We start from the raw sequence: 25,684 nt of genomic DNA on the forward strand, positions 1-25,684 counted from the left end.
CTTCGGCCTCCCCTCGAGGATATTTTTGCCAATGTGAATGGAGAAGGCGGAGCGTGACGCTCCTCTCCCCCTAAATGTGCCAGTGTGGACGGCTGACAGAAAGGTAGCACGCCGAATAGTTCACAGCCGTTCAATCGCCAGGGCAATCCCCTGACCGCCGCCGATGCACATGGTGATCAGTGCCGTTTTCCCCCCGGTTCGCTCCAATTCATAAAGCGCCTTGGTCAGGATGATTGCCCCCGTCGCCCCGACGGGATGCCCCAGCGCGATGGCCCCGCCATTGGGGTTCACCTTTGCCGGGTCCAGATCCAGCGCGCGGGTCACGGCAAGGGCCTGAGCGGCGAAAGCCTCGTTAGATTCGACCAGATCAAAGTCGACAGGCTTCATCCCCAGTTTGGCCGCCAACTGTCGGCTGGCCGGAATTGGCCCGATGCCCATCACCTTGGGGTCCACCCCCGCGACCGCATAGCCCATGATCCGGGCGCGCGGTTTCAGCCCCGCCTTTTCCGCCGCACTTGCCCGCGCCAGCACCAGCGCCCCGGCTCCGTCATTCAGGCCAGAGGCATTGCCCGCTGTCACCGTTCCTTCCTTCTGGAACGCGGGCCGCAGCCCACCAAGGGTTTCCAGAGTGGTGGGCTTGGGGTGTTCATCAACCGCAAAGACGGTGGGGCCTTTGCGGCTGGCAATCTCGATCGGGGCGATCTGGTCGGCGAACAGGCCAGCCGCGATGGCGCGGGCGGCGCGGGCCTGGCTTTCCACCGCAAAAGCATCCTGATCGGCCCGGCTGATCCCGGCTTCGGCGGCGACATTCTCGGCCGTGATGCCCATATGGCCGGTGCCGAAGGGGCAGGTCAGCGCGCCTGTCATCATGTCGATCATCTTGGTGTCGCCCATCTTCTGGCCCCACCGCGCGGCTTGCACCGCATAGGGAGAGCGGCTCATGCATTCCGCTCCGCCCGCCAGCGCGAAATCGGCATCGCCCAGCATCAGGGATTGCGCCGCCGAAATCACCGCCTGCACCCCCGACCCACACAGCCGGTTCACGTTCATCGCCGGGGTTTCCTGCGGCACCCCCGCCCCGATGGCCGCAACCCGCGACAGATACATGTCGCGCGGCTCGGTGTTGATGACATGGCCGAAGACGACCGTTCCGATCTGGTCGGGCGCAATCCCGGCGCGCCCGATTGCGGCCTTGGCTACATGGGTCGCCAACTGGTGCGGCGCAAAACCGGTCAATGATCCGCCAAAGCTGCCAATGGCGGTGCGGGCTGCGGAAAGGATCACGATATCGGTCATGCTGGGCCCCTTTTGTTGATCACGTCTTGATGGCGGATTGTGACATGCCTTCACATCTTGCGCAGCATGACGTTGCGTCGTCACCGGGCCAATTGACATTCCCCCATCGCCGGGATTTTTGGCGCGGCGATCAGGAGAATGATGATGCAAGACATAACCGCAACGCGCCGGGCGCTGCTGGTATCGGGGTTGGCGACCTTTGTCTTGCTGGGGGTTGCCCAGGCGATCATCGGGCCTGCCTTGCCGGTGTATCAGCAGATGTTCGGCCTGACGACCGGCGGGGCTGGCTGGCTGGTTTCGGGCTTCTGGATCGGCTGCTTTCTGGGCGTGATCGGCATTTATCTGGGGGCAGGGCGGATTGGCCCGCGCCCTGGTCTGGCAGGATCGGCTGCCGGGGCGCTGATCATGGGATTGTCTCCCTGGTGGCCAGCGGTGATTCTGGGGGGCGTGGTGTTCGGTGCGGGCTATGGCAGCCTGTCCGCCGTCTTCAATCCGCGCATCCTGTCGGCCTATGGGGCGCGGGGGCCGTCGATGATGGGCCTCTTGAACGCGATTTTTTCGCTGGGGGCGATTGCGGCACCGCTGGTGTTTCTGGCGCTGGGGGGCAGCCCGCGCGACACGCTGCTGGTGACGGCGCTGTTCGCGGCGCTGATCTGGCTGGGGTCTGGCGGGGTTTCGCGCGGCGGCGCCGGAGCCAATCAGGCGCAGACCGGGTTTCGCCTGCATTGGCCGATTCTGGCTTTCGGGGTTCTGGCCATCGGGGTCGAGGCGTCGCTGGTCAGCCTTGGACCAACCGCACTGATCCGTGCAGGGCTTGAGGAGACGCAGGCGGCGCGGCTCTTCTCGCTGTTCTATGTGGCCTATCTACTGGCGCGTACCTCTTTGATCTTTGTGGCCAGCCGCATTCCGGCATTTACCATCTTTTCCGGGGCCGTTGCCGTGACGCTGGCTTGTGCGCTGGGCGCGATATTCATCAGCCCGGTCTGGTTTTTCCCGCCGCTTGGCATCAGCGCCAGCTTGTTCTTTCAGGGCTTTTTCGTCACCGGCATCCGCAAGATGGGCACGGATGCCCGCGTACCTTCGGTGATCATCGCCTCGGGTCTGCTGGGGGCGATCGTGCTGCCCCTGATCTGCGCGCGGCTGATGGACGGGTTGGGCGACCGGGGGTTCTTCTGGCTTATTCTGGCGGCGTCGGTGGCCATGTTGGCCGCCGCCGTACCGATGCACCGCCAGATGGTGCGCTAGGCGGTCTCGGGGCGGATCGGCATACGCCCGCCCTTGATCAGCCGATAGGCATCGCGCCCTTCAACCACCACCGCCGACAGCGGCCCACCATAGGCGACCGAGCTGTCGATATTCAGCCGGTTGCCATAATGGCGCGGCTGGTCGATGGCGGTATGGCCATGCACGATCAGGGCACCATGGTCACGCGGATCTTCCAGAAAATCCTTTCGGATCCAGACCAGATCGGTTTCGGTCTGTGCCTCCATCGCGATGCCGGGTCGGATGCCCGCATGGACAAAGATTGCCTGATCCCGCTGCCACCAGTTTTGCAGGCCTGCCAGAAAAGCACGGTGTTCGGGCGGCACGGCGGCGACGGCCTCGGGGTGAACCTTGCGCAGCGGTCTGTCGGCGGCGCTTTTGACGCCGTAAGAGGCAAGGGTTTCACCGCCGCCGATCTTGTAATGCAGATAGGACAGGTCGGACCGCAGGCCCGCATCTGTCGAATCGGGGCTTTGCAGAAAGCCCGCGAACATCCGGTCATGATTGCCGCGCAGGGTGATCCAGTCCTCGCCCCGCGCCTGACCGGCGATTAGAAAGTCGATCACGCCACGGCTGTCAGGGCCACGGTCCTCGAAATCGCCGACATGCACAACCGGAGCGTTGCCGTTCCGCGCCATGTCATCGGCGATCAGATCGTGAACTGCCTTCAGCTTGTCCAGATGTCCGTGAATGTCGCCAATCGCATAAGTGTGCATCGCGTGCCTCGTTTCCTGTCCGCAAGGGTTAGGCGCTGCGGTGCAGCAGGACAAGGCCCCTTTGCGGGCATAAAGTCCTACATATATGGTCATGGTAGCGCTGACAGGAGGCGGTCATGGAACTTGCAGAGATTGGTCTGGTGGGTCTGGGCACGATGGGGGCGGCGCTGGCGCTGAACATCGCGGAAAAGGGACACCGGATTGCGGTGTGGAACCGGACCGGCACGGTGACAGATGCGTTTGTGGCCGAAGCGGGCGAATTGGCCGCAAGGGTGGTGCCGACCCACAGCTTGCAGGCACTGGTTGACGCAATTGCCCCTCCGCGCGCCATCATCCTGATGGTGCCTGCGGGTGATGCGGTCGATCAACAGATTGCGGCCTTGCGCCCCTTGCTGGGCAAGGATGATCTGATCATCGACGCGGGCAACGCCAATTTCCACGATACGGAGCGACGGTCAGCCGAGGCCGAGGTGCAGGGCGTGTCCTTCATCGGCATGGGCGTTTCGGGGGGCGAGGAGGGTGCGCGCCATGGCCCCTCGATCATGGGCGGCGGGCCGCGCGCGGCCTGGGACCGGGTTGCGCCCATCCTGACCAGCATTGCCGCGCGGCATGGCGAGGTGCCTTGCGCCACATGGATGGGGCCGGGCGGGGCGGGGCATTTCGTGAAAACCGTGCATAACGGCATCGAATATGCCGACATGCAAATGATCACCGAGGTTTACGGGCTGATGCGCGATGGCCTGGGCATGGCGGCCCCGGCGATTGCCGATGTGTTTGATGGCTGGAACGCCGGGGCCTTGCGGTCCTATCTGGTGGAAATCTCGGGTGCTGTGGCCCGCGCGGTGGACCCAGAGACTGGTGCCGCGATGCTGGATGTCATTCTGGATGCCGCCGGGCAAAAGGGCACCGGGCGCTGGACGGCGATTGAGGCGCAGCATCTGGCCGCCCCGGTTCCCGTGATCGAGGCGGCGGTGATGGCCCGCAACGTCTCGTCCCGTCTGGCCGAGCGGCAGGCGGGGCAGGCGGCGTTCGGCGCAGGCCCGCAGCCGGTTTCGCTGACGGTAGAGGATCTGGAAGGCGCGCTGATGGCGGGCAAGATCCTGTGCTATGCCCAAGGCTTCACCATGCTGGATGCGGCGTCGAAAACCTTTGGCTGGGGCGTGCCCTTGCCGGAATGCGCCAAGGTCTGGCGCGCGGGTTGCATCATCCGGTCCGATATGCTGGACCATATGGCGCAGGCCCTGACCGAAGACCCCGGCCGCAACCTGATTTTGGCACCGACCTTTGCGGCCCTGCTGAAACAGCACCATGGGGCGTTGCGCAAGGTGGTCGCGGCGGCGGCGCTGAACGGCCACGGATTGCCTGCGCTGTCAGCGGGACTGGCGTGGTTCGACCTGATGCGCACGGCGCGCGGCACGGCCAACATGATCCAAGGCCAGCGCGATTTCTTTGGCGCGCATGGGTTTGACCGGCTGGATGGCAAGCCGGTGCATCATGGGCCGTGGGGCGGGCATGCTTGACCACATCTTTCTGACGGTCAGTGATCTGGCCCGGTCTGTGGCATTTTATCAGGCGGTTCTGCCAAATCTGGGCATCATCGCGCGCCATGATTACGACGGCAAGGATGGCCCAACCGGCCACCCTGATCTGAAAGGATTCGGGGCAGGCGGGCGGATTTTCTTCTGGCTAAAGCAGGGCAATGCCGCGCCGGGGGCGGTGCATGTCGGCTTTGCCGCAAGGTCCGAGGATGAGGTTCGCGCAGCCCATGTGGCGGCGCTGTCCGCCGGGGCGACCGAAATCCACCCGCCGGGGCCGCAGCATCATTATGACCCGCGCTATTATGCGGCGCAGGTTTCGGACCCGGATGGATACAGCTTGGAATTCGTGTTCAAAAGCTGGCAGCACTAAGCAAAAGGCCCGAGGTTTCCCTCGGGCCTTTTCCATCACGCGCCAACAAATTCCAGCGGCTTCACCTGGCTGAACATGCCGGTGTTTTCCAGCGTTTCCACCACTTTCGGGTCAAGCGCCTGATCCAGATACAGGATCGCAATCGCATCCTGCCCCACGCCCGACCGGCCAAGGGTAAAGTTGGCGATGTTCACGCCGTTCTTGCCCATGGTCATGCCCAACAGGCCGATGATGCCCGGCACGTCCTCGTTGGTCGTGTAAAGCATGTGGCGGCCAACCTCGGCGTCGATATTGATGCCCTTGATCTGGATGAACCGCGGCTTGCCATCGGCAAAACAGGTGCCCGCGACCGAGCGTTCGCGTTTATCGGTCACCATCGTCACCTTGATATAGGCGTCAAACACCCCGGTCTTGTCCTGCCGGGTGGTCGAGATCTGGATGCCCTTGTCCTTGGCCACGATGGGGGCAGACACAAGGTTCACATCGGGGTTCTGCGCCTTCAAGACGCCCGCGATGACCGACTGGTTCAGCGCGGCCAGATTCATGTCGGCCACGCGGCCATCATACAGGATGTTGATGGCGCGGATCGGCTCATCCGTCATCTGGCCGATGAAGGCACCCAGATGGCTGGCCAGCTTGATCCATGGCCCCATCACGGCGGCCTGTTCGGCGGTGACATTGGGCATGTTCAGCGCGTTCTGCACGGCCCCGGTCAACAGATAGTCCGACATCTGCTCGGCCACTTGCAGCGCCACATTCTCCTGCGCCTCGGTGGTCGAGGCGCCAAGATGCGGCGTGACCACCACATTGGGCAGGTTGAACAGCGGGCTGTCGGTGGCGGGTTCCACCTCGAACACATCAAAGGCGGCCCCGGCAACATGGCCGGATTTCAGCGCCTCGGCCAAGGCGGCCTCATCCACCAGACCGCCACGGGCGCAGTTGATGATGCGCACACCGGGTTTGGTTTTTGCCAGCGACTCGGCGTTCAGGATGCCCTTGGTCTTGTCGGTCAGCGGCACATGCAGGGTAATGAAATCGGCACGGGCCAGCAGCTCTTCCAGCTCCACCTTCTGCACGCCAAGGGCCTTGGCGCGCTCTTCCGACAGGAAGGGGTCATAGGCCACGACCTTCATGTGCAGGCCGACCGCACGGTCGCAGACGATGCCGCCGATGTTGCCCGCGCCGATCACGCCAAGGGTCTTGTTGAACAGCTCCACCCCCATGAACTTCGACTTTTCCCATTTGCCGGCATGGGTCGAGGCAGAGGCTTCGGGCAGTTGGCGGGCGACGGCGAACATCATCGCAATCGCATGTTCGGCGGTGGTGATCGAATTGCCGAACGGCGTGTTCATCACAATCACGCCTTTCTTGGAGGCGGCCGGAATATCCACATTGTCCACACCAATCCCGGCGCGGCCGACGACCTTGAGGTTCGTCGCATTGGCCAACAGCTTGTCGGTCACCTTGGTGGCCGAGCGGATGGCAAGGCCGTCATATTGGCCGATGATCTCGGCCAGCTTTTCCTTATCCTTGCCAAGTTTCGGCATGTAATCCACCTCGACCCCACGGTCGCGGAAGATTTGAACGGCGGTTTCACTCAGTTCGTCGGATACGAGAACGCGGGGGGCCATGATGGGCTCCTATGAATTGGGTTTTCCGGGGGGGAAGGGGGCGCGGTTTGCGCCCCCGGGAAAGATCAGGCGGCTTGCGCCAACGCCGCGATTTCGGTGTTGAAAGCATATTCGATCCACGGCAGCAGGGCCTGCACGTCCGAGGTTTCGACCGTGGCACCGCACCAGATGCGCAGGCCAGCCGGGGCATCACGGTAGGCCCCCGCGTCCAGCGCCACGCCTTCCTTTTCCAGCCGCTTTGCCACGTTCTTGGCAAAGGTCGCGCCATCGGAGATGCGCGGATCGGTGAACTTCAGGCACACGCTGGTGCAAGAGGCGGTGGCCGGATCGACCGCCAGATTGGCGATCCAATCTTTATCTGCGATGAAATCGGCAATCGCCTTGGCGTTGGCCTCACTGCGGGCAATCAGGCCCTTCAGCCCGCCGATGGTTTGCGACCATTTCAGCGCGACAAGGTAGTCCTCGACGCACAGCATGGACGGAGTGTTGATCGTCTCACCCACAAAGATGCCTTCGGAGATTTTGCCCTTGGAGGTCAGTCGGAAAATCTTGGGCAGCGGCCAGGCCGGGGTATAGCTTTCCAGCCGTTCCACCGCGCGGGGCGACAGGATCAGCACGCCATGCGCGCCCTCACCGCCCAGAACCTTTTGCCAGCTAAAGGTCACCACATCCAGCTTGTCGAACGGCAGGTCCATAGCAAAGGCGGCACTGGTCGCGTCGCAGATGGTCAGGCCAGCGCGGTTCGCGGGAATGGCGTTGCCATTCGGCAGGCGCACGCCGCTGGTGGTGCCGTTCCAGGTGAAGACCACGTCTTTGTCGAAATCGACGGAGGCGAAATCGACGATCTCACCGTAAGGCGCGATTTTCACGGTGGCTTCCAGCTTGAGCTGTTTGACCACATCGGTCACCCAACCTTCGCCAAAGCTCTCCCACGCCAGCATTTCCACCGGGCGCGCACCCAGCAGGCTCCACAGAGCCATTTCCACAGCCCCGGTGTCCGAGGCGGGGACGATGCCGATGCGGTAATCCGCAGGCACGCCCAAGATGTCTCGGGTCAGCTCAATCGCCTCTTTCAGCTTTGCCTTGCCAACGGCGGCACGGTGAGAGCGGCCCAAGGGCGCATCAGCCAACATGTCGAGGGAGAAACCGGGGATCTTCGCGCAAGGGCCCGAAGAGAAACGCGGGTTTGCCGGCCGCGTTGCCGGAGCGGTAGTCGCCATATCTGGTATCCTTACAGATATATGCCCTTCGGTGGGGAAGGGTGTCCCGCCGATGGGAATATGCGGGCGGCGACGCTGGCACAAGACAGAAAATCGCGCTAAAGCGCCGCATCACCCCCGAAAAGCGACGTGCTTTTCCACTATCGGAAACTTTCTGATCATGTTCATCGCCACGCTTTTGACCAACCCCGAACGCCCTGTGCTGGACCGTGCGGCGGTGGAATCCCTGCGCAATGCCTGGGGCGGGGGCGATGCGGTCTGGCTGGACCCCGGCGTGGCGGCAGAGTTTGCGGTGCAGGCGATGCCCGAAAACCGTTGGCAGGTCTGGCAGGATTTTCAGGGGCTTGGCGTCGATCTGGTGGTGCAGCCTGCCGAGGGGCGGCGCAAGAAAATGCTGCTGGCCGATATGGATTCGACCATGATCGAGCAGGAGTGCATTGACGAGCTGGCGGACGAGGCGGGCGTGGGGCCCTATGTCGCCGACATCACCAAACGCGCGATGAATGGCGAGCTGGACTTTGACGCAGCCCTGCGAGAGCGGGTTGGCCTGCTGAAAGGCCTGCCGGTTTCGGTGATTGATCAGGTGATCCGCGACCGGATTACCCTGATGCCCGGCGGGCCGGTTTTGCTGGCGACGATGAAGGCCAATGGCGGCTATGCGGCGCTGGTTTCTGGCGGCTTCACGGCCTTCACCGGCGCGATTGCCGCGCAGCTGGGGTTTGATGAAAACCGGGCGAATACCTTGCTGCATGAAGGCGGCAAGCTGACCGGAGCGGTGGCGGACCCGATCCTCGGCAAGCAGGCCAAGGTGGATGCCTTGGTCGAAATCACCGCACGGCTGGGGCTGACCGAGGCCGATGTGCTGGCGGTGGGCGACGGCGCGAATGATCTGGGCATGCTCAAGCGCGCAGGCGCGGGGGTGGCGCTGCATGCCAAACCCGTGGTGGCGGCGGAATGCGATATTCGCATCAACCATGGCGACCTGACGGCGCTGCTTTACATTCAGGGCTATGCGGCGGAAGACTTCATCCGCTGAAACGGAGACCGCGATGCCCGATAGCCGCACCTTGGAAATGACCGTGCTGATGACGCCCGACATGGCGAATTTCAGCGGCAAGGTGCATGGCGGGGCGCTGCTGAACCTGCTGGACCGGGTGGCGTTTTCCTGCGCCTCGCGGTTTTCGCAGCAATATGCGGTGACGCTGTCGGTGGATCAGGTGGTGTTCAAAGAGGCGATTCAGGTGGGTGAACTGGTGACGTTTCGCGCCAGCATCAACCACGCGGGCCGCACCTCGATGGAAGTTGGCATACGGGTTGAGGCGGAAAACATCCGCACCGGCCACCGGCGGCATACCAATTCGTGCTATTTTACCATGGTCGCGGTGGATGACACCGGCAAACCGGCGCAGGTGCCGACCTATGTGCCCGCGACCGATGTTGACCGCAGACGGCATCAGGCCGCACTTCTGCGCAAGGAGTTGCGGCGAGAGTTCGATGCGCGGCACCGTGAGGTTGCGGGCAAGGCATGACGGTTTCCGTTCGCGCCGCGCGCCCCGAAGATGCCGCAGCGATGGCGGAGATTCTGAACCAGATCATCAGGATCGGCGGCACCACCGCCCATCAGGAACCGAAATCGGCCGAGGCCGTGCGGCGCGACTATATCGACGGGCCAGAGGTTCAAACCTCAGTCGTCGCCGAGGTGGGCGGGCAGATCGTCGGCTGGCAGTCCATCGGGCTGTGGCAGGGCGACGCGCATATCGGCACCTTTGTGCAGCCGGGTTTGCAGGCGGGCGGTGTGGGCGCGGCCCTGTTTGCGCTGACCTGCGATCAGGCCCGCGCGGCAGGAAACACGCAGATCGAGGCAGCGATCCGCGCCGACAATGTGCCGGGTCTGGCCTATTACGCGCGCATGGGGTTTCGGGATGTGGGCGCAGAGCCGGAGTTCGCCCTGAACGACGGGCGCGTGGTGGGGCGCATGCACCGGCGGTATGATCTGTGATCTTTGAGATTTCGCTGCACATGACCGGCCTTCTGGCGCTGGCGGCCTTTGTGGCCGGGCTGGTTGATGCCATTGCAGGTGGTGGCGGGTTGATCACCGTGCCCGCACTGCTGCTGGCCGGGGCCGATCCGGTAACGGCGCTGGCCACCAACAAGCTGCAGGGCAGTTTCGGGTCGGGCACGGCAACGCTGGCCTATGCGCGGGCGGGCCATGTCCGGCTGCGCGATCAGGCGGGGATGGGGCTGGTTGCGCTGATCGGCGGGGCGGCGGGGGCGATGGTGGCGCATCTGATCCCGGCAGCGGCGCTGCGCATCATCATGCCGCTGATCCTTGTGGGCATCGCCGCCTTCTTCGCGCTGAAACCGGGTCTTAGCGATGCCGACCGGGTGCAGCGCATGGCGCCGGAGCTGTTCACGGCAACGGTGGTGCCGCTGATTGCCGGGTATGACGGGTTTTTCGGGCCGGGGACGGGCAGTTTCTTCATGCTGGCCATTGTCATGCTGGCCGGGTTCGGCGTGCTGAAGGCGACGGCGCATACCAAGCTGTTGAACTTCGCCTCGAACATCGGGTCGCTGGCGGTATTCGCGGTGGGCGGGGCGATCTGGTGGAAGGTTGGCCTGGCGATGGCCGTGGCGCAGACGGCGGGCGCGGCACTGGGCGCAAAGCTGGCGATGCGGGTGGGGGCAGGGCTGATCAAGCCTTTGCTGGTCGTCACCTCTGCCGGAATGGCGCTGCGGCTGATCTGGCAGGCCTGGCAGGGCTGAGCGCCCCGCCTTAGTTGAACTTGTTGTCGCGGGGGAAGCCGCGCGGGGCCATGCGGCCCACACCGGCGCGGGCACCTTCCCATTCCGACAGGTCGGTCTCGGTGCGGGTGCGGCCGGCAGGGTCTTTCCATGACAGACCGGCGGCTTTGGTAAAGGTGGTGGCATCCGACAACCCGCCATCCTTGTATTTCTGCAAACGAACGCCCTTGCCCTTGGACATTTCGGGCAGTTCGGACAGCGCAAAGACCAGCATCTTGCGGTTGTCGCCCACCACGGCCACGGCATCCCCCGTGGTGCGGCGGCACAGCGCGGTTTTCACGCCTGCGCCAAGGGTCAGCACCTGTTTGCCCGCCTTGGTCTGGGCCAGCACCTCATCCGAGGGCACGATGAACCCATCGCCCGCAGTCGAGGCGACCAGCAGCTTTTCGCCCGCGCGGAAGATCATCAGGCTGACGATCTCGGTATCATTCGGCAGATCGACCATCAGGCGCACGGGTTCGCCCATACCGCGCCCGCCGGGCAGGTTCGCCCCCAGCAGGGTATAGAACCGGCCATTGGCGGCGATGATCAGGATCTTGTCGGTCGTCTCGGCATGGAAGGCAAAGCGGGCGCCGTCGCCATCCTTGAACTTCTGCTCGGTCGAAAGGTCTACATGGCCCTTCATCGCGCGAATCCAGCCCATTTGCGAACAGATCACGGTGATCGGCTCGCGCTCGATCATTGATTCAATCGAGATTTCCTCGGCATCGCCCGCTTCGGCAAAGGCGGTGCGGCGGGTGCCAAGCACGGTATCCTTGCCGAACTGCTTGCGGATCGCCTCCAGCTCGGACCCGATTTTCTTCCACTGGCGACGGTCGCTTTCCAACAGGTCGGCCAGATCGGCGCGTTCCTTTTGCAGGGCGTCACGCTCACGGATCAGCTCCAGCTCTTCCAGACGGCGCAAAGACCGCAGGCGCATGTTCAGGATGGCTTCGGCCTGAACCTCGGTTAGATCGCCCTCGCCTGCGCCGGGGGACACATAGTCTTTCTCGCTGGTCGCGCGGCGGTGCTTTTTCGACCAATCCTCGGCCATGAGGGCGCGCTTGGGGTCGTCATCATAGCGGATGATGTCGATCACGCGGTCAAGGTTCAGGAAGGTCAGGATGAAGCCTTCCAGCACCTCCAACCGCGCATCGATCTTTTCGATGCGGTGGGTAGAGCGGCGCTGCAACACGTCGCGGCGGTGGTCAAGAAACGCGCGCAGCACCTCTTTCAGGCTGCAAACCTTGGGCACGCGGCCATCGATCAGCACGTTCATGTTCATGTTGAAGCGGGTTTCAAGGTCGCTGTTCCTGAACAGCGCCGCCATCAGCATGTCTGGTTCCACCGTGCGCGACCGGGGTTCCAGCACCACACGGATATCTTCGGCGCTTTCGTCGCGCACATCGGCCAGCAGGGGGACCTTCTTGGTCTCGATCACCTCGGCCAGCTTTTCGATCAGGCGCGATTTCTGCACCTGATAGGGAATTTCGGTGACGATGATCTGCCACATTCCACGGCCCAGATCCTCGACATGCCATTTGGCGCGGGTGCGGAAGGCACCGCGCCCGGTGCGATAGGATTCCAGAATCGAGGCACGGCTTTCCACCATGACGCCGCCGGTGGGAAAGTCAGGGCCGGGGATCAGATCAACCAGCGCTTCGGTGGTTATGTCGGGGTTGGCAATCATCGCCTGACAGCCCTGGATCAGCTCGTCCAGATTGTGCGGCGGGATGTTGGTGGCCATGCCCACGGCGATACCGGATGACCCGTTGGCCAGCAGGTTCGGGAAGGCGGCGGGCATCACCACCGGCTCTTCCAGCGTGCCGTCGTAGTTGGGGCGGAAATCGACCGCGTTTTCCGTCAACCCGTCCATCAGGGTTTCGGCAATCGCGGTCAGGCGGGCTTCGGTATAGCGGCTGGCGGCGGGGCTGTCGCCGTCAATGTTGCCAAAGTTGCCCTGACCATCAACCAGCGGGTAGCGGACGTTGAAATCCTGCGCCAAACGGGCCATGGCGTCGTAAATCGCGGTATCGCCGTGGGGGTGATAGTTGCCCATCACATCGCCCGAAATCTTGGCCGATTTGCGGAAACCCCCGGTTGCCGTCAGCCGCAATTCGCGCATCGCGTAAAGGATGCGGCGGTGAACGGGCTTCAGCCCATCGCGTGCATCGGGCAGCGCGCGGTGCATGATGGTGGACAGCGCATAGGTCAGATACCGCTCGCCAATGGCGCGGGAGAGGGGTTCGGCCACCAGATTTGCGGAAAGCTCTGGCTCGTCTGGGGGATCGATGGGGGTATCGGACATGGATGCTGTCTAAGGCGTGGCTGCGGGTCGGTCCAGTGGGTTTTTCCGGCGGCGTCAGGTGGGAAAAATCGCAAGGAATTCTCCCACCCCGGTCTGCGAATCGTGATAGATCGTGATTCATAGTGAGTTAATGAGATTGATCCCATGTTCCGGCTGACAGCACTTCTTGGCGCAGGCATTTATCTGGCGATGCTGGTGGGCGGCGTTGACCGTGGACAGCAGCGCTTTGGCCTTATGGCCGCGCCTGAAATGGGGCGCCCGGCGATTGTAGCGGCGGCAGAGCCCGCGGCCCCGGCCGTGGTCCAGCCGCAGGTGCAACCGGCTGCCTTTGTGCCAAGCGCGCCGGTGATGGTGACCCCGGCGGTTGAGGTTGCCCCACCCGAGGCGCAATTGCCGGATGCCCCGGCAGAGGTTGCCGCAGAGGTTGCCGTGGTGGTGCAATACATCAGCACCAATGCCAATCTGCGCGAAGGACCGGGCACCGATTTTGCCGTTCTGGCCCGTCTGCCCGCTGGTGAGGCGGTGCAGGTGGTTGAAGCCCTGCCCGATGGCTGGAGCCGTATTCGGATAGAGGGCGATGGCGGCGAAGGCTTTGTCGCCACGCGGCTTTTGTCGCAATAGGGGTTTCCGCCTGCGCTGCCCCCGCTTAGGAAAGCGGGAAAAGGCAGGAGGCGGGCGTGGAATCACGGTCAGTTCTGATCACGGGCTGTTCGTCGGGCATTGGCCTTGATGCGGCCCGCGGGCTTAAGGCGCGCGGCTGGCGGGTGTTTGCGACCTGTCGGCAAGAGGCGGATTGCGAGCGGCTGCGGGCCGAGGGGCTGGAGAGTTTCCGGCTGGATTACGCGGATGAGGCCAGCATCGAGGCCGCGGTGGCCGAGGTGGTCGCCCGCACCGGCGGGCGGCTGGACGCGCTGTTCAACAACGGTGCCTTTGCTTGCCCCGGTGCGGTGGAAGACCTGCCGCGCGGGGCGCTGCGCGAGATCTTCGAGGTCAACCTGTTCGGTTATCACGACCTGACGCGGCGGATCATTCCCCTGATGCGGGCGCAGGGCCGTGGCCGGGTGGTCAACTGTTCGTCAGTGCTGGGGCTGGTGGGCGCGAAATGGCGCGGGGCCTATGTGGCGACCAAATTCGCGATGGAAGGGCTGACCGATGTGCTGCGGCTGGAAATGCGCGGCACGGGGCTGGATTTCATCCTGATAGAGCCGGGTCCAATTGGTACGATGATCCGCCAGAACTCGATCCCGCATTTTGAAAAGTGGATCGACTGGAAGAACTCGGCGCGGGCTGACGAATACCAGACGCTGCTGGGGCGGCTTTATGAAAGCCGGGGGCCAGACAGGTTTCAACTGGGGCCAGAGGCGGTGACGGTCAAGCTGATCCATGCGCTGGAAAGCCCACGGCCACGGGCGCGGTATTATGTAACGACGCCCACCTATATCGTGGGCTGGTTGAAGCGGCTTTTGCCGACACGGGCGCAGGATTGGTTTCTGACCAAAGGCTGACGTTGCCCGTAGGCCGCTTTGGGCCTAGAAGCGGGGCAAAGCGATAAGGGGGCTGGCGATGGCGGCGAAAAAACCTGTTGTCCTGTGCATTCTGGATGGCTGGGGCATTGGCCCCGATCCGGCGGTGTCGGCCCCGGCGCAGGGCAATGTGCCGAACTTCAACCGCATCTGGGCCAATTGCCCGCATTCCACCCTGACCACCTTTGGCCCGGATGTGGGGTTGCCGACCGGGCAGATGGGCAATTCCGAGGTGGGCCACACCAACATCGGCGCGGGCCGTGTGGTGGCGATGGATCTGGGGGCCATTGATCTGGCTGTCGAGGACGGCAGTTTTGCGCTGAACCCGGCGCTGCTGGACTATGCCGCCAAGGTCAAGGCGGCGGGGGGGGCGGCGCATCTGATGGGCGTGGTGTCTAATGGCGGGGTGCATGGGCATATCAGCCATATCATCGCGGCCTGTCGGGCGATCACCGCGCTGGGCGTGCCGGTCTGGCTGCATGCCATCACCGACGGGCGCGATGTGGCGCCCAGTTCCGCCATAACCTTCGTTGCCGATCTGGAGGCGCATTTGCCGGTGGGCGCGCGGGTGGCGACCGTGATCGGCCGCTATTGGGCGATGGACCGCGACAATCGGTGGGAACGGGTGGAGCGGGCGTGGCGCGCGATGGTGCTGGCCGAGGGCGAGCATGCGGATACCGCCTTGGCGGCGGTGGAGCGGTCATATGCCAAGGAGGAGATGGATGAGTTCATCGCCCCGACGGTGATCGGCAGCTACAAGGGCGCAAGGGCCGGTGACGGCTATTTCTGCCTGAACTTCCGGGCCGACCGGGCGCGGGAAATTCTGTCGGCGCTGGCCGATCCGGCCTTTGACGGCTTTGCGCGGGCGGTCTTGCCGAAGTGGTCGGCCCTGCTGGGGATGGTGGAATATTCCACCGCCCATAACGCCTATATGGCCACGGCCTATCCCAAGCGCAGCATCGTCAATACGGTGGGCGAATGGGTGGCCAAGCAGGGGCTGACGCAGTTCCGGCTGGCCGAGACCGAAAAATATCCGCATGTCACCTTTTTCCTGAACGGGGGCCGCGAGGTGCCGTTCGAGGGGGAGGAGCGTGCGATGCCGAAATCGCCCAAGGTGGCTACCTATGATCTGCAACCCGAGATGAGTTCGGTCGAGGTGTCGGACCGGCTGGTCGAGGCGATTGAGCGCGGGTTTGACCTGATCGTGGTGAACTACGCCAACCCCGATATGGTGGGCCATACCGGCAGCCTGCCCGCCGCGATCAAGGCGGTGGAGGCGGTGGATATTGGCCTTGGCCGGGCGCTGGCGGCGCTGAACACGGCGGGCGGGGCGATGGTGGTGATTGCCGACCACGGCAATTGCGAGGTGATGGTTGATCCGGTGACCGGCGGGCCGCATACGGCGCATACCACCAACCCGGTTCCTGTCATTCTGGTCGGCGGGCCGGTTGGCGCGCATCTGCGGGACGGCGGGCGGCTTTCGGATGTGGCGCCCACGGTGCTGGAGCTGATGGGCGTGGCGCAGCCGCCGGAAATGACGGGGCAAAGCCTGATCGCCAAATGATCCTGCGTGCCGTTACCCTTGCCCTGTGCCTTGCCCTGCCCGCCCCGGCGGCGCGGGCCGGTGTTGCCGAAGAGGCGGCGGCGGCATCGGACAATCTGGCGGCGGCGGTTGCCGCGCTGGAACAGGCCGACAGCGCGAAAGACCGGATCGCGGCGCTGACCCAGACCATCCGCGCCTATGAGCAGGGGCTGGCTGCGATGCGCCAGTCGATGCGGCAGGCCGAATTGCGCAAATCGGAACTGGATGCCCGGCTGGAGGCCAAGCGCGATGACGTAGCCCAGTTGCTGGGCGTTCTGTCGGGGATCGAGGCCGAGCCGGGGCCGATGTTGCTGATGCACCCAGATGGCCCCTTGGGCACGGTGCGGTCGGGGATGGTGCTGTCGGATGTGACCCCCGCCTTGCAGGCGCAGGCAAACCAGTTGCGCGCCGAGATCACCGAGCTGGAGGCCTTGCGCAAGTTGCAGACCTCGGCGGGCGACATCTTGCAGCGCGGGCTGACGGCGGCGCAAGCGGCGCGGTCTGATCTGTCGCAAGCGATGTCGGAACGCACCGAATTGCCCAAGCGGTTCACCGAAGACCCCGAGGTTCTGAAGAACCTGTTGGAAAGCGCCGATACGCTGAACGGCTTTGCCAAGGGCCTGTCGTTGGATGACCGCCAGACGCCCGAATTCCCGAATGCGCGGGGCACGCTGCCCTTGCCGGTGCTGGGCCGGGTGATCCTGAAACCGGGCGAAACCGATGCGCGCGGGGTGGAGCGTCCGGGCATGGTGCTGGCCACGCGGCCCGGTGCGCTGGTCACCAGCCCCTGGGCCGGGACGGTGCGATACAGCGGCCCGCTGCTCGACTACGGAAATGTGATCATTCTGGAGCCCGGGGGCGGGTATCTGTTGATCATGGCAGGTCTTGCCGAAGTCTATGGCCAGGTGGGAGAAGTGGTGGCGCAAGGGGCGGCTTTGGGCCTGATGGGCGGGGCTGATCCCGGCGTTGCCGACTTTCTGGTGCAGGCCGAAGAAGGTGGTGGCGTGGCCGATACGGAAACGCTTTACTTGGAATTGAGGCAGGGCGCCGACCCGGTGGACCCGATGGAATGGTTTGCGGCCACGGCCGCGGGGAAGGAATGACGCGACGATGAAAAAGATGTGGATGGCCGCTGCGGGCGGCATTGTGGCGGGCGTGCTTGCCACGACGCAGGTCGCAGGCCCCCTGTTGGCGCAAGAGGCGGCCAAGAACAGCTCGGTCTATGAACAGCTTGACCTGTTCGGCGACATTTTTGAACGCATCCGCGGCCAGTATGTCGAGGAAGTGGACAGCAAGAAGCTGATCGAGGCGGCGATCAACGGCATGCTGACCTCGCTTGACCCGCATTCCAGCTATCTGAACGAAGAAGATTTTGCCGCGATGCAGGTGCAGACGCGCGGCGAATTCGGCGGGCTGGGGCTGGAGGTCACGCAAGAGCAGGGCTTCGTCAAGGTCATCTCGCCGATGGACGGCACGCCTGCCGACAAGGCGGGCATCAAATCTGGCGACTTCATCACCCAGGTGAACGGCGAGGCGGTGAACGGCCTGACGCTGGATCAGGCGGTCGATATGATGCGCGGCGAGATCGGCAGCGAAGTGACGCTGACCGTGGTGCGCGAAGGGGTGAAAGACCCGTTCGACGTGTCGCTGGTGCGCGATACGATCAAGCTGACGGCCGTGAAGCCGCGCCTTGTGGGCGGCACCGTGGTTCTGCGGATCACCACCTTCAACGATCAAACCTTCCCCGGCGTGGAAGAAGGCATCAAGAAGATGGTGGCCGAGGCGGGCGGGATGGACAAGGTGAACGGCTTTGTCATCGATCTGCGCAACAACCCCGGCGGCCTGCTGAATCAGGCGATTCTGGTGGCCGATGCCTTCCTTGACAAAGGCGAGGTGGTTTCGACGCGAGGGCGCAACCCGCAAGACAGTGAGCGGTTCAACGCGACGCCGGGCGACATGGCCGAAGGCAAGCCGATCGTGGTGCTGATCAACGGGGGCTCTGCCTCTGCCTCGGAAATCGTGTCGGGCGCGTTGCAGGATCATCGTCGCGCCATCGTTGTCGGCACCCGCAGCTTTGGCAAAGGCTCGGTCCAGTCGCTGATCCCGCTGAAAGGCGAGGGCGCGATGCGTCTGACCACGGCGCGGTATTACACACCGTCGGGCCGCTCGATCCAGGCGCTGGGCGTAATGCCCGATATCGTGGTGAACCAACCGGCGGTTGACCCCAACCAGCAAGGCACCGAGGCGAAAGCCGCCGAAACCGAGGGCAAGGACCGCCACGAATCCGATCTGCGGGGCATCCTGTCGAATGACTCGATGACCGAGGACGAGAAGAAGCAGTTGGAGGAACAGCGCGCCCGCGTCGAGGAATCGGCCAAGCTGCGGGATGAGGATTATCAACTGGCCTATGCCATCGATATCCTGCGCGGGCTGGCGGCGGTTGCACCCAAGCCCTGACCATCAGCGCCGCGCGGATCTGTCCGCGCGGCGTGCCAAACCCCCGGGGGCCAAATGTCTGTCGATCCTGAAACGCTGCCCTATCGGCCTTGCGTCGGCGTGGTTCTGATCAACGATCAGGGCCTGATCTTTGCCGGGCAACGCGTTGATAACCCGATGCCCGCCTGGCAGATGCCGCAGGGCGGCATTGACGAGGGCGAAAAGCCACGCGCCGCCGCCCTGCGCGAGTTGTGGGAAGAAACCGGGGTCACCGAGGATCTGGTGGAGTTTGTGGCCAAGACCCACCATTGGGTAACCTATGACCTGCCACCCGAATTGCTGGGCAAAGTCTGGGGCGGCAAGTATCGCGGGCAGCGCCAGAAATGGTTCCTGTTTCGGTTCAAGGGCCGCGACGATCAGGTGCAGATTGCCATCGAACACCCGGAGTTTGACAAGTGGCGCTGGATCGGGGCGGATGAGATGGTCGCCTCTATCGTGCCATTCAAGCGCGCGGTTTACGAGGAAGTGGTGCGCCACTTCCGCGCCTATCTGGCCTGACCTTACAGAAACAGCCGCAGGATCAACGGCGCAATCACCGCTGTCAGCACGGCGTTCAGCGCCATGCCCAAGCCAGCAAAGGCCCCTGCGGTCGGGTTGACCTGCAAGGCCCGCGCGGTGCCGATGCCATGGGCTGCCACGCCAACGGAAAATCCGCGTGCCCGCCAATCCTTGATGCGCAGCAGGTTTAGCAGGGGCGTGACCACAACCGCGCCGATGGCGCCCGTGATCAGAACCATCACCGCCGTCAGCGTGGGCGATCCGCCCAGCCGTTCGGACACGCCGATGGCAACCGGCGCGGTGGCGGCCTTGGGGGCAAGCGAGGCCAGAAGATCCGGTCCCAGCCCAAAGCCCCGCGCGATGGCCAGCACCGAGACGGCAGAGGTGACAGAGCCTGCCACCAGCGCCGCCAGCATCGGCAGGGCCGCCCGGCGGATGCGGGGCAGGTTTTCGCACAGCGGCAAGGCCAGGCTGATCGTGACCGGCCCCAGCAGAAAGTGGACGAACTGCGCCCCTTCGAAATAGGTGGCATAGGGGGTGCCGGTCAGCCACAGCACCGGTGCCAGCACGGTCACGGCGATCAGCACCGGATTGACCAAGGGCGCGCGGTTTGCCGCCCGCGCACAGGCATCGCCAATCGCATAGGCCGCCAGCGTTGCCGTCAGCCACAGCAGCGGGCCACGGGACAGATAGCTCCAGATTTCGGCGAAATCAGTCATCGCGGTTGCCCGTCAGCCGCGCGACGGCGGCAAAGGTCAGCGCGCCCACCGCGATGGCCAGCACGGTAGACCCCAGCAGAGCCAGAAACAGCGGTCCGCCCTGCGCGCCCAGAATGGCAGCATGACCGACAACGCCCACACCCGCCGGAACGAACAGCAGGGACATGTTGGCCAAAAGCCCCCGCGCCAATGGGCTGACCAGCGCCAAAAGCCGAGGCGACAGGCGCAATGCCAGAACCATCAGCACCATGCCCAGAACCGGCCCCGGCAAGGGCAGGCCAAGGGCGCGCACCGTGGCCTCTCCGGCAAGCTGGCAAAGCAGAATGGCTAGAAGCGCGTGGATCATGGCAAAAGAACCCCTTTGCGGAAGGTGATCGAGGTGGGGCGGGAATACCCGAAATGGGCCGTGCGCGCGGTTTCTGCAAAGCCCAGGGCACGAAAGGTAGCCTGATTTTCCACCAGTTCGACGCGGGTCTGCAATTCAACGGCGGGCAGGCCAAGGGCGGCGGCCCGCTCGCAGGCAAGATCAACCATCAGCCGCGCCAGCCCCTTGCCGCGATGGGTTGCAGAGACGGCCAGCTTGCCCAGATAGAGACAGCCGACCTTGGGTGTCAGCACCATGCAGGCGATGGCGGGGGTGCCAATGGCCCAGACCTCGGCCGTTTCCGCCTGCCCGGCCAGATTAGCGGTGGTCAGATTGTGCATCGAGGAAGGCGGGTCGATCCGGTCCTCCATATAGGCGAATTCGGTCTGGATAAGGCGCAGCAGGGGTGCGAAATCGTCTGTCGGGGCAAGGCGGTGGGGCTGCATCAATGGGGCAGCCCGTCCGACAGGTGCAGCCAGGGCAGCCGCTCTGACCAGAAGTAATGGCGGGTTGGGGCAAAGGCTTCGGGCAGGTCCAGCGTTGCGGCGAAGAAATGCCGCTCTCCCGGAAACCGGGCCGAGCGATAGCTGATCTGCGTGCCGCAGCGCGGACAAAACTGCCGGATGGCACCGGGAGAGGATTCGTATTCGGCGGGGGGCAGGCCGGTAAATGCCCATGCCCCATCGGCCACGCCGAAATAAGAGGTAAAGGGCGAGGCGGTGGCCCTGCGGCAGCTTTCGCAGTGGCAATGGCCCTGCCACAGCGGTGGTTCTGTGCAGTGGTAGGTCACGGCTCCGCACAGGCAGCGGCCGGAATATGGCGGGGTCATCGGGCACCTCCTGTTTCTATCGAAAGCCAAGCGCGCTTGCAGCGCAAGGGGGATTGTCGCGCCCAACATCTTGGGGATAACCGGCATCCCCTTGCCAGATACAGGGGGTGGGCAATTGACTTGGGCCGCGTTGCAAGGGACGATGGCCACCCCGCCCGAAAGGATTCCCGTGCGCTTTTCCCGCCTGCGTCTGAACGGCTTTAAAAGCTTTGTCGATCCCACGGATATGGTGATCCATGAGGGGCTGACAGGTGTGGTCGGCCCGAACGGCTGCGGCAAGTCAAACCTGCTGGAGGCGCTGCGCTGGGTGATGGGCGAAAACCGCCCCTCGGCCATGCGGGGCGGCGGGATGGAAGACGTGATCTTTAACGGCGCAGCGACGCGGGGCGCGCGGCATTTCGCCGAAGTTGCACTGCATCTGGACAATGCCGACCGGCTTGCCCCCTCGGGCTTCAACGATGCCGACACGATCGAGATCATTCGCCGGATCACCCGCGATGCCGGGTCTGCCTATAAGCTGAACGGCAAGGAGTTGCGGGCGCGCGATGTGCAGATGCTGTTCGCCGATGCCTCGACCGGGGCGCATAGCCCGGCGCTGGTGCGGCAGGGGCAAATCTCGGAACTGATCAACGCCAAGCCCAAGGCCCGCCGCAAGGTGCTGGAGGATGCGGCGGGGATCGGCGGACTTTATCAGCGGCGGCACGAGGCCGAGCTGAAGCTGCAAGGGGCCGAGCAGAACCTGCTGCGTGTCGATGACGTGTTGGAGCAGTTGGCCCAGCAGCTTTCCACCCTGACCCGGCAGGCAAAACAGGCGGCGCGCTATCGCGAGATCGGCGAAGAGCTGCGCAAGACCGAAGGGATGCTGCTGCTGCGCCGCTGGCGCGAGGCGGATCTGGCGCGCGAAGAGGCCGAGGGGCAGTTGCGCAAGCGCTTGCTGTTGGCCGCGCAGGCCGAAGGCGCGGTGCGGGCCGCCGCCAAGGCCCGAGAAGGGGCCGAGGATGCCCTGCCCCCCCGGCGCGAGGAAGAGGCGATTGCGGCAGCCATTTTGCAGCGCCTGATGGTCAGCCGTGACCAGTTGACCGACCAAGAGGCGCAGGCGCGGCAACGGATTGACGCGCTGCGGGGACGGATCGTCGAACTGGACCGCGATACCGACCGCGAAGGCGGCCTGAACCGCGACGCGGGCGAGGTGATCGGGCGGCTGGATTGGGAGGTCGAGCAGCTTTTGCGAGCCCATGAGGGGCATGAGGAGCGGCTGGCCGAGGCGGCAGAGATTGCGCGCGAGGCGGGGGCCGCGCTGTCCGACCGTGAAACCGTGATGCAGGCCGCCACCGAAGATTCGGCGCGGCTGGTCGCGCGGCACCAATCGGCGCAGCGCCTGTTGGCCGATACCCGCGCCACCCTGACCAAGGCCGAGACAGAAGCGGAGCGGGCAGCGGCGGCGGTTTTGGTGGCGCAAGATGCACTTGCCAGTGCCGCAGAGGCGATGGCCCTGACCGAAGAGGCACGACAGGAGGCGGCGGCGCAGGCCGAGGAGGCCGACAGTCTGCTGGCCCAGGCCGAAGACGCCCGTGCCGAGGTGCAGGGCCGCGAGGCCGATGCGCGGGCCATGCGGTCCGAGGCCGAGGGCGAGGCCAATGCCCTGCGCGCCGAGGTGCAGGCGCTGACCAAGCTGGTGTCGCGTGAGGCGCAGGCCGGTAATCAGTTGATTGACCGGCTGGAGGTGGAGCCGGGGCTGGAACTGGCCTTGGGCGCGGCGCTGGCCGATGACCTGCGCGCACCCGAGGTTGGCGCGCGGGACCGGTCTGGCTGGGTGGAACTGCCCGGATATGACGAGACGGCGGCCCTGCCCGGCGGGCTGGCGCTGGCAGCTTTTGTCAAGGCGCCGGTGGTGCTGGCGCGGCGTCTGTCGCAGATCGGTCTCGTCAGCCGTGAGGAAGGCCCTGCGCTGCAAGCCACCCTGCGCCCCGGCCAGCGGCTGGTCAGCCGCGAGGGGGATTTGTGGCGCTGGGACGGGCTTCGCACGGCGGCCGAGGATGCGCCGCAAGCCAGCGCCTTGCGCCTGCAACAGTTGAACAAACTGACGCGCCTCAAGCGCGATCTGGAAGAGGTGTCCGCCCGTGCCGAAGGCGCGCGGCAGGCGCATGAGGCCTTGCAGGCCCGACTGGCCGATCTGGCCCGCGCTGACCAGATGGCGCGCGATGCCCGCCGCGCCGCCGATGCCCGTGTGGCCGAAACCAACCGCGCGGCGGCCAAGGCCGAGGCGGATCACTCCATCGCTGCGGGCAAGCTGGATGCCGCCCGGCTGTCGGTTGCCCGCTATGATGAAGAGGTTGCCGAGGCGCAAGAGCGGCTGGAAGGGGCCAATGCCGCGCTGGAGGATCTGGGCGATCTGGAGGCGGCGCGGGCCGAGGTGGAGACCACAAGGCAAGCGGTGGAAGCTGCCCGCATTGCCATGATGTCGCGCCGCGCCGCCCATGACGAATTGCGCCGCGAGGGCGAGGGACGGGCGCGCCGGCGGCAAGAGGCACAAAAGGAACTGTCGGGCTGGAAGCATCGCCTTGAAGCGGCGGCGAAGCGCATCGCCGAACTGGCCGCGCGCCGGGCCGAAACCGAAGAGGAACTGGCCGAGGCCAGCGCCGCGCCCGAAGAGATTGCGATCAAGCGCGAGGAACTATCCGACGCGATTGCCGAGGCCGAAGCCCGCCGGGCAGAGGCCGCCGATGCGCTGGCCGCCGCAGAAGGCGTGTTGCGCACCGCGCGCGAGACCGAACGCGAGGCCGAGCGGCTGGCTGGTGAGGCGCGCGAGGGCCGTGCCCGGTCCGAGGCGCGGGCCGAAGCGGCGCGCGAAACCGCCACCTATGCGGTGGAGCGGCTGCGCGAAGAGATGGGCGCCTCTCCGGGCGAGTTGATGGACGGGATGCGGCTGGACCCCGACAAGATGCCGCCTGCTGACCATCTGGATACCGAAGTGCAGCGGCTGAAACGCCAGCGCGAGGCGCTGGGCGCGGTGAACCTGCGCGCCGAGGAAGATGCGGCGACGGTCAGCGCGGAATATGACGCGCTGGTCAAGGAAAAGGTCGATCTGGAAGAGGCGATCAAGAAGCTGCGCGGCGGTATCTCTGGCCTGAACCGCGAGGGGCGCGAGCGGCTGCTGACCGCGTTTGAGCAGGTGAATGCCAATTTCGGCCAGTTGTTTACCCATCTGTTCGGCGGGGGCGAGGCGCGGCTGGTTCTGGTGGAATCCGATGACCCGCTGGAGGCGGGGCTGGAGATCATGGCGCAGCCGCCCGGCAAGCGGCTTTCGACGCTTTCCCTGCTGTCGGGGGGTGAACAGACGCTGACGGCGTTGGCGCTGATCTTTGGCGTCTTTCTGGCCAACCCTGCCCCGATCTGTGTGCTGGACGAGGTGGATGCGCCCCTCGACGATGCGAACGTGACGCGGTTCTGCGACCTGTTGGACGAGATGACCCGGCGCACCGATACGCGGTTTCTGATCATCACCCACCATGCGGTGACGATGGCGCGGATGGACCGGCTGTTTGGCGTGACCATGCAGGAACAGGGCGTCAGCCAGTTGGTCAGCGTGGACCTGAAGCGCGCCGAGGCGCTGGTGGCGTGACGGTCGAGGCCTTGGAACGGGCGCTGACTGCTGCGGGGTTTTCCGGGGTCGAGCAGGTTGACGGGGTGGTCTATGCCCGGCTGACAGCGGCGGATGGCGAGTTTACCGCCCGCCCGCTGGGGCAGGGGTGTGAGTTGGCGCTGTGCCGGTCGGTCCGGGCGGCGGACTGGCAAATGGCGGAATGGGCGCTGCACCACCCCGATGCGCCGCTTGACCTGTGGCAAGGCGAAACGCGGCTGCGGCTGGTGGTTATGCCAGACGGTGCGGCACTGGCCCGCTGGGCGGCGCTGGCCGAGGCGTTCGTGCTGGCCTCGACCCGCTGGCGCAAGGGCCAGCGCGACCGGGGCGAGGGCTGGTGATCAGCGCAGAACCTGCAAGCGGTCGGTCAGCCTGACCTCGCCATCTTTGACGATGGAACACAGCGCGCCACGCAGGCGCAGGTCGGGGTGGCCGGGGGCCACGATCCAGTCTTTCGCCGCTTGCCCATAGCGGACTTTCCATTTGACGCAGGCATCGTTGAACACCGACGAAACCCGCAACACCGCTGTGCCCGCGCCAATCAGCGTGCCTTCGGGCAGGTTGTCCAGCCCGCAATCCAGATCGGCGGTGATTGTGTCGCCGGGCTGGGGCGTGCCTTCGCGGTCACGCCAGACCAGATCCATCACCCGTGTAGGCAGGATCGAGACCTGAATGGCGGGGTCTGGCTGGCCATCGGGCAGCTTCAGCCAAGGCTGCGTCAGCCAGCGTTCGCCGGGAACGCCCCCCGTGACGGTCAGCGTAAGGCTTTCGGGGAACTGACGCTGGTTAAAGCCAGGGCGAAAGCACAGCGAATGAATGGGCGCATCAGTTTTGGGTGCAGCCAGAACATGTGGCAGGGCGACTGACAATTCTTCTGTCGTCACAAAGTTCGGCAGCATCGGTGGTCCTT

General features: G+C 64.8%; 25 protein-coding genes. 15 read left to right on the forward strand and 10 right to left on the reverse strand.

Annotated features, from left to right (window positions below):
- Positions 1 to 120 precede the first annotated feature (120 nt).
- A complete protein-coding gene (locus JI744_RS09265) occupies positions 121 to 1,296 on the reverse strand; it encodes an acetyl-CoA C-acyltransferase family protein (RefSeq protein WP_202659904.1) in 1,176 nt (391 codons plus the stop codon).
- Between the two features lie 144 nt (positions 1,297 to 1,440).
- On the opposite strand from JI744_RS09265, the gene JI744_RS09270 reads away from it, so the two are divergent.
- Positions 1,441 to 2,541, forward strand: a complete 1,101-nt coding sequence (locus tag JI744_RS09270; protein ID WP_202659906.1) for an MFS transporter — start codon at positions 1,441 to 1,443, stop codon at positions 2,539 to 2,541.
- On the opposite strand, the gene JI744_RS09275 is transcribed toward JI744_RS09270, so the two are convergent.
- Positions 2,538 to 3,275 carry a metallophosphoesterase gene (locus JI744_RS09275; RefSeq protein ID WP_202659908.1) on the reverse strand — a complete coding sequence of 246 codons (738 nt, stop codon included), beginning with the start codon at positions 3,273 to 3,275 and terminating at the stop codon, positions 2,538 to 2,540. The genes JI744_RS09270 and JI744_RS09275 overlap by 4 nt on opposite strands.
- A 116-nt stretch (positions 3,276 to 3,391) precedes the next feature.
- Here JI744_RS09275 and gndA point away from each other — a divergent pair, with 116 nt between their 5' ends.
- Both gndA and JI744_RS09285 read left to right on the forward strand, forming a co-directional pair.
- Positions 3,392 to 4,795 (forward strand): NADP-dependent phosphogluconate dehydrogenase, encoded by a 1,404-nt coding sequence (gndA, locus tag JI744_RS09280; RefSeq protein WP_202659910.1) that lies wholly within the window; start codon positions 3,392 to 3,394, stop codon positions 4,793 to 4,795.
- Entirely contained in the window at positions 4,788 to 5,183 is a 396-nt protein-coding gene (locus JI744_RS09285; RefSeq protein ID WP_202659912.1) for a VOC family protein, read from the forward strand. The genes gndA and JI744_RS09285 overlap by 8 nt, the downstream gene beginning before the upstream one ends.
- 35 nt (positions 5,184 to 5,218) lie before the next feature.
- Here JI744_RS09285 and serA read toward each other — a convergent pair whose 3' ends face one another.
- Both serA and JI744_RS09295 read right to left on the reverse strand, forming a co-directional pair.
- Complete coding sequence (serA, locus tag JI744_RS09290; RefSeq protein ID WP_202659914.1) at positions 5,219 to 6,814, reverse strand: phosphoglycerate dehydrogenase; 1,596 nt, start codon at positions 6,812 to 6,814, stop codon at positions 5,219 to 5,221.
- Between the two features lie 65 nt (positions 6,815 to 6,879).
- Entirely contained in the window at positions 6,880 to 8,034 is a 1,155-nt protein-coding gene (locus tag JI744_RS09295) for a phosphoserine transaminase (protein ID WP_202659916.1), read from the reverse strand.
- Positions 8,035 to 8,194: 160 nt separating this feature from the next.
- Here JI744_RS09295 and serB point away from each other — a divergent pair, with 160 nt between their 5' ends.
- The 4 genes from serB to JI744_RS09315 are packed head-to-tail and all read left to right on the forward strand — an operon-like array spanning position 8,195 to position 10,797.
- Positions 8,195 to 9,070, forward strand: a complete 876-nt coding sequence (serB, locus tag JI744_RS09300; protein ID WP_202659918.1) for a phosphoserine phosphatase SerB — start codon at positions 8,195 to 8,197, stop codon at positions 9,068 to 9,070.
- Between the two features lie 13 nt (positions 9,071 to 9,083).
- The gene (locus JI744_RS09305) at positions 9,084 to 9,563 is read left to right on the forward strand and encodes an acyl-CoA thioesterase (RefSeq protein ID WP_236019358.1); all 480 of its coding nucleotides are present in this window, start codon (positions 9,084 to 9,086) and stop codon (positions 9,561 to 9,563) included.
- On the forward strand, positions 9,560 to 10,033 hold the full coding sequence (locus JI744_RS09310; protein ID WP_202659920.1) for a GNAT family N-acetyltransferase: 474 nt from the start codon (positions 9,560 to 9,562) through the stop codon (positions 10,031 to 10,033). The genes JI744_RS09305 and JI744_RS09310 overlap by 4 nt, the downstream gene beginning before the upstream one ends.
- The gene (locus JI744_RS09315) at positions 10,033 to 10,797 is read left to right on the forward strand and encodes a TSUP family transporter (RefSeq protein ID WP_202660463.1); all 765 of its coding nucleotides are present in this window, start codon (positions 10,033 to 10,035) and stop codon (positions 10,795 to 10,797) included. The genes JI744_RS09310 and JI744_RS09315 overlap by 1 nt, the downstream gene beginning before the upstream one ends.
- Positions 10,798 to 10,807: 10 nt before the next feature.
- Here JI744_RS09315 and JI744_RS09320 read toward each other — a convergent pair whose 3' ends face one another.
- Entirely contained in the window at positions 10,808 to 13,123 is a 2,316-nt protein-coding gene (locus tag JI744_RS09320) for a DNA topoisomerase IV subunit A (RefSeq protein ID WP_202659922.1), read from the reverse strand.
- 144 nt (positions 13,124 to 13,267) lie between these two features.
- Between JI744_RS09320 and JI744_RS09325 the strand changes: the two genes are divergently transcribed.
- From JI744_RS09325 to JI744_RS09350, 6 genes are read left to right on the forward strand one after another with little or no spacing between them, the layout of a single operon-like run.
- Positions 13,268 to 13,744 carry an SH3 domain-containing protein gene (locus JI744_RS09325; RefSeq protein WP_202659924.1) on the forward strand — a complete coding sequence of 159 codons (477 nt, stop codon included), beginning with the start codon at positions 13,268 to 13,270 and terminating at the stop codon, positions 13,742 to 13,744.
- Between the two features lie 56 nt (positions 13,745 to 13,800).
- Positions 13,801 to 14,628, forward strand: a complete 828-nt coding sequence (locus JI744_RS09330) for an SDR family NAD(P)-dependent oxidoreductase (protein WP_202659925.1) — start codon at positions 13,801 to 13,803, stop codon at positions 14,626 to 14,628.
- Positions 14,629 to 14,686: 58 nt separating this feature from the next.
- Positions 14,687 to 16,210 carry a 2,3-bisphosphoglycerate-independent phosphoglycerate mutase gene (gene gpmI, locus JI744_RS09335; RefSeq protein WP_202659927.1) on the forward strand — a complete coding sequence of 508 codons (1,524 nt, stop codon included), beginning with the start codon at positions 14,687 to 14,689 and terminating at the stop codon, positions 16,208 to 16,210.
- A complete protein-coding gene (locus JI744_RS09340; RefSeq protein WP_202660465.1) occupies positions 16,210 to 17,331 on the forward strand; it encodes a murein hydrolase activator EnvC family protein in 1,122 nt (373 codons plus the stop codon). The genes gpmI and JI744_RS09340 overlap by 1 nt, the downstream gene beginning before the upstream one ends.
- Before the next feature lie 7 nt (positions 17,332 to 17,338).
- Positions 17,339 to 18,685 (forward strand): S41 family peptidase, encoded by a 1,347-nt coding sequence (locus tag JI744_RS09345; protein ID WP_202659929.1) that lies wholly within the window; start codon positions 17,339 to 17,341, stop codon positions 18,683 to 18,685.
- 54 nt (positions 18,686 to 18,739) lie between these two features.
- Positions 18,740 to 19,222: an RNA pyrophosphohydrolase gene (locus tag JI744_RS09350; RefSeq protein ID WP_202659931.1), complete on the forward strand. Its 483-nt coding sequence runs from the start codon at positions 18,740 to 18,742 to the stop codon at positions 19,220 to 19,222.
- Between the two features lie 2 nt (positions 19,223 to 19,224).
- Here JI744_RS09350 and JI744_RS09355 read toward each other — a convergent pair whose 3' ends face one another.
- From JI744_RS09355 to JI744_RS09370, 4 genes are read right to left on the reverse strand one after another with little or no spacing between them, the layout of a single operon-like run.
- Complete coding sequence (locus JI744_RS09355) at positions 19,225 to 19,941, reverse strand: LrgB family protein (RefSeq protein WP_202659933.1); 717 nt, start codon at positions 19,939 to 19,941, stop codon at positions 19,225 to 19,227.
- Positions 19,934 to 20,287: a CidA/LrgA family protein gene (locus JI744_RS09360; protein ID WP_202659935.1), complete on the reverse strand. Its 354-nt coding sequence runs from the start codon at positions 20,285 to 20,287 to the stop codon at positions 19,934 to 19,936. Before JI744_RS09360 ends, JI744_RS09355 begins: the two co-directional genes overlap by 8 nt.
- Positions 20,284 to 20,751, reverse strand: a complete 468-nt coding sequence (locus tag JI744_RS09365) for a GNAT family N-acetyltransferase (RefSeq protein ID WP_202659937.1) — start codon at positions 20,749 to 20,751, stop codon at positions 20,284 to 20,286. Before JI744_RS09365 ends, JI744_RS09360 begins: the two co-directional genes overlap by 4 nt.
- Positions 20,751 to 21,134, reverse strand: coding sequence for a GFA family protein (locus JI744_RS09370; RefSeq protein ID WP_202659939.1), 384 nt, complete (start codon positions 21,132 to 21,134; stop codon positions 20,751 to 20,753). The genes JI744_RS09365 and JI744_RS09370 overlap by 1 nt, the downstream gene beginning before the upstream one ends.
- A 169-nt stretch (positions 21,135 to 21,303) precedes the next feature.
- Between JI744_RS09370 and JI744_RS09375 the strand changes: the two genes are divergently transcribed.
- The gene (locus tag JI744_RS09375; protein ID WP_202660467.1) at positions 21,304 to 24,756 is read left to right on the forward strand and encodes a chromosome segregation SMC family protein; all 3,453 of its coding nucleotides are present in this window, start codon (positions 21,304 to 21,306) and stop codon (positions 24,754 to 24,756) included.
- Complete coding sequence (locus tag JI744_RS09380; protein ID WP_202659941.1) at positions 24,753 to 25,115, forward strand: hypothetical protein; 363 nt, start codon at positions 24,753 to 24,755, stop codon at positions 25,113 to 25,115. The genes JI744_RS09375 and JI744_RS09380 overlap by 4 nt, the downstream gene beginning before the upstream one ends.
- Here the strand turns inward: JI744_RS09380 and JI744_RS09385 are convergent, their stop codons facing one another.
- Entirely contained in the window at positions 25,116 to 25,673 is a 558-nt protein-coding gene (locus JI744_RS09385) for a hypothetical protein (RefSeq protein ID WP_202659943.1), read from the reverse strand.
- Positions 25,674 to 25,684: the final 11 nt, after the last annotated feature.

Source organism: Fuscibacter oryzae (assembly GCF_016765795.1).
In the GTDB taxonomy this organism is placed as follows: Bacteria; Pseudomonadota; Alphaproteobacteria; order Rhodobacterales; family Rhodobacteraceae; genus Fuscibacter; species Fuscibacter oryzae.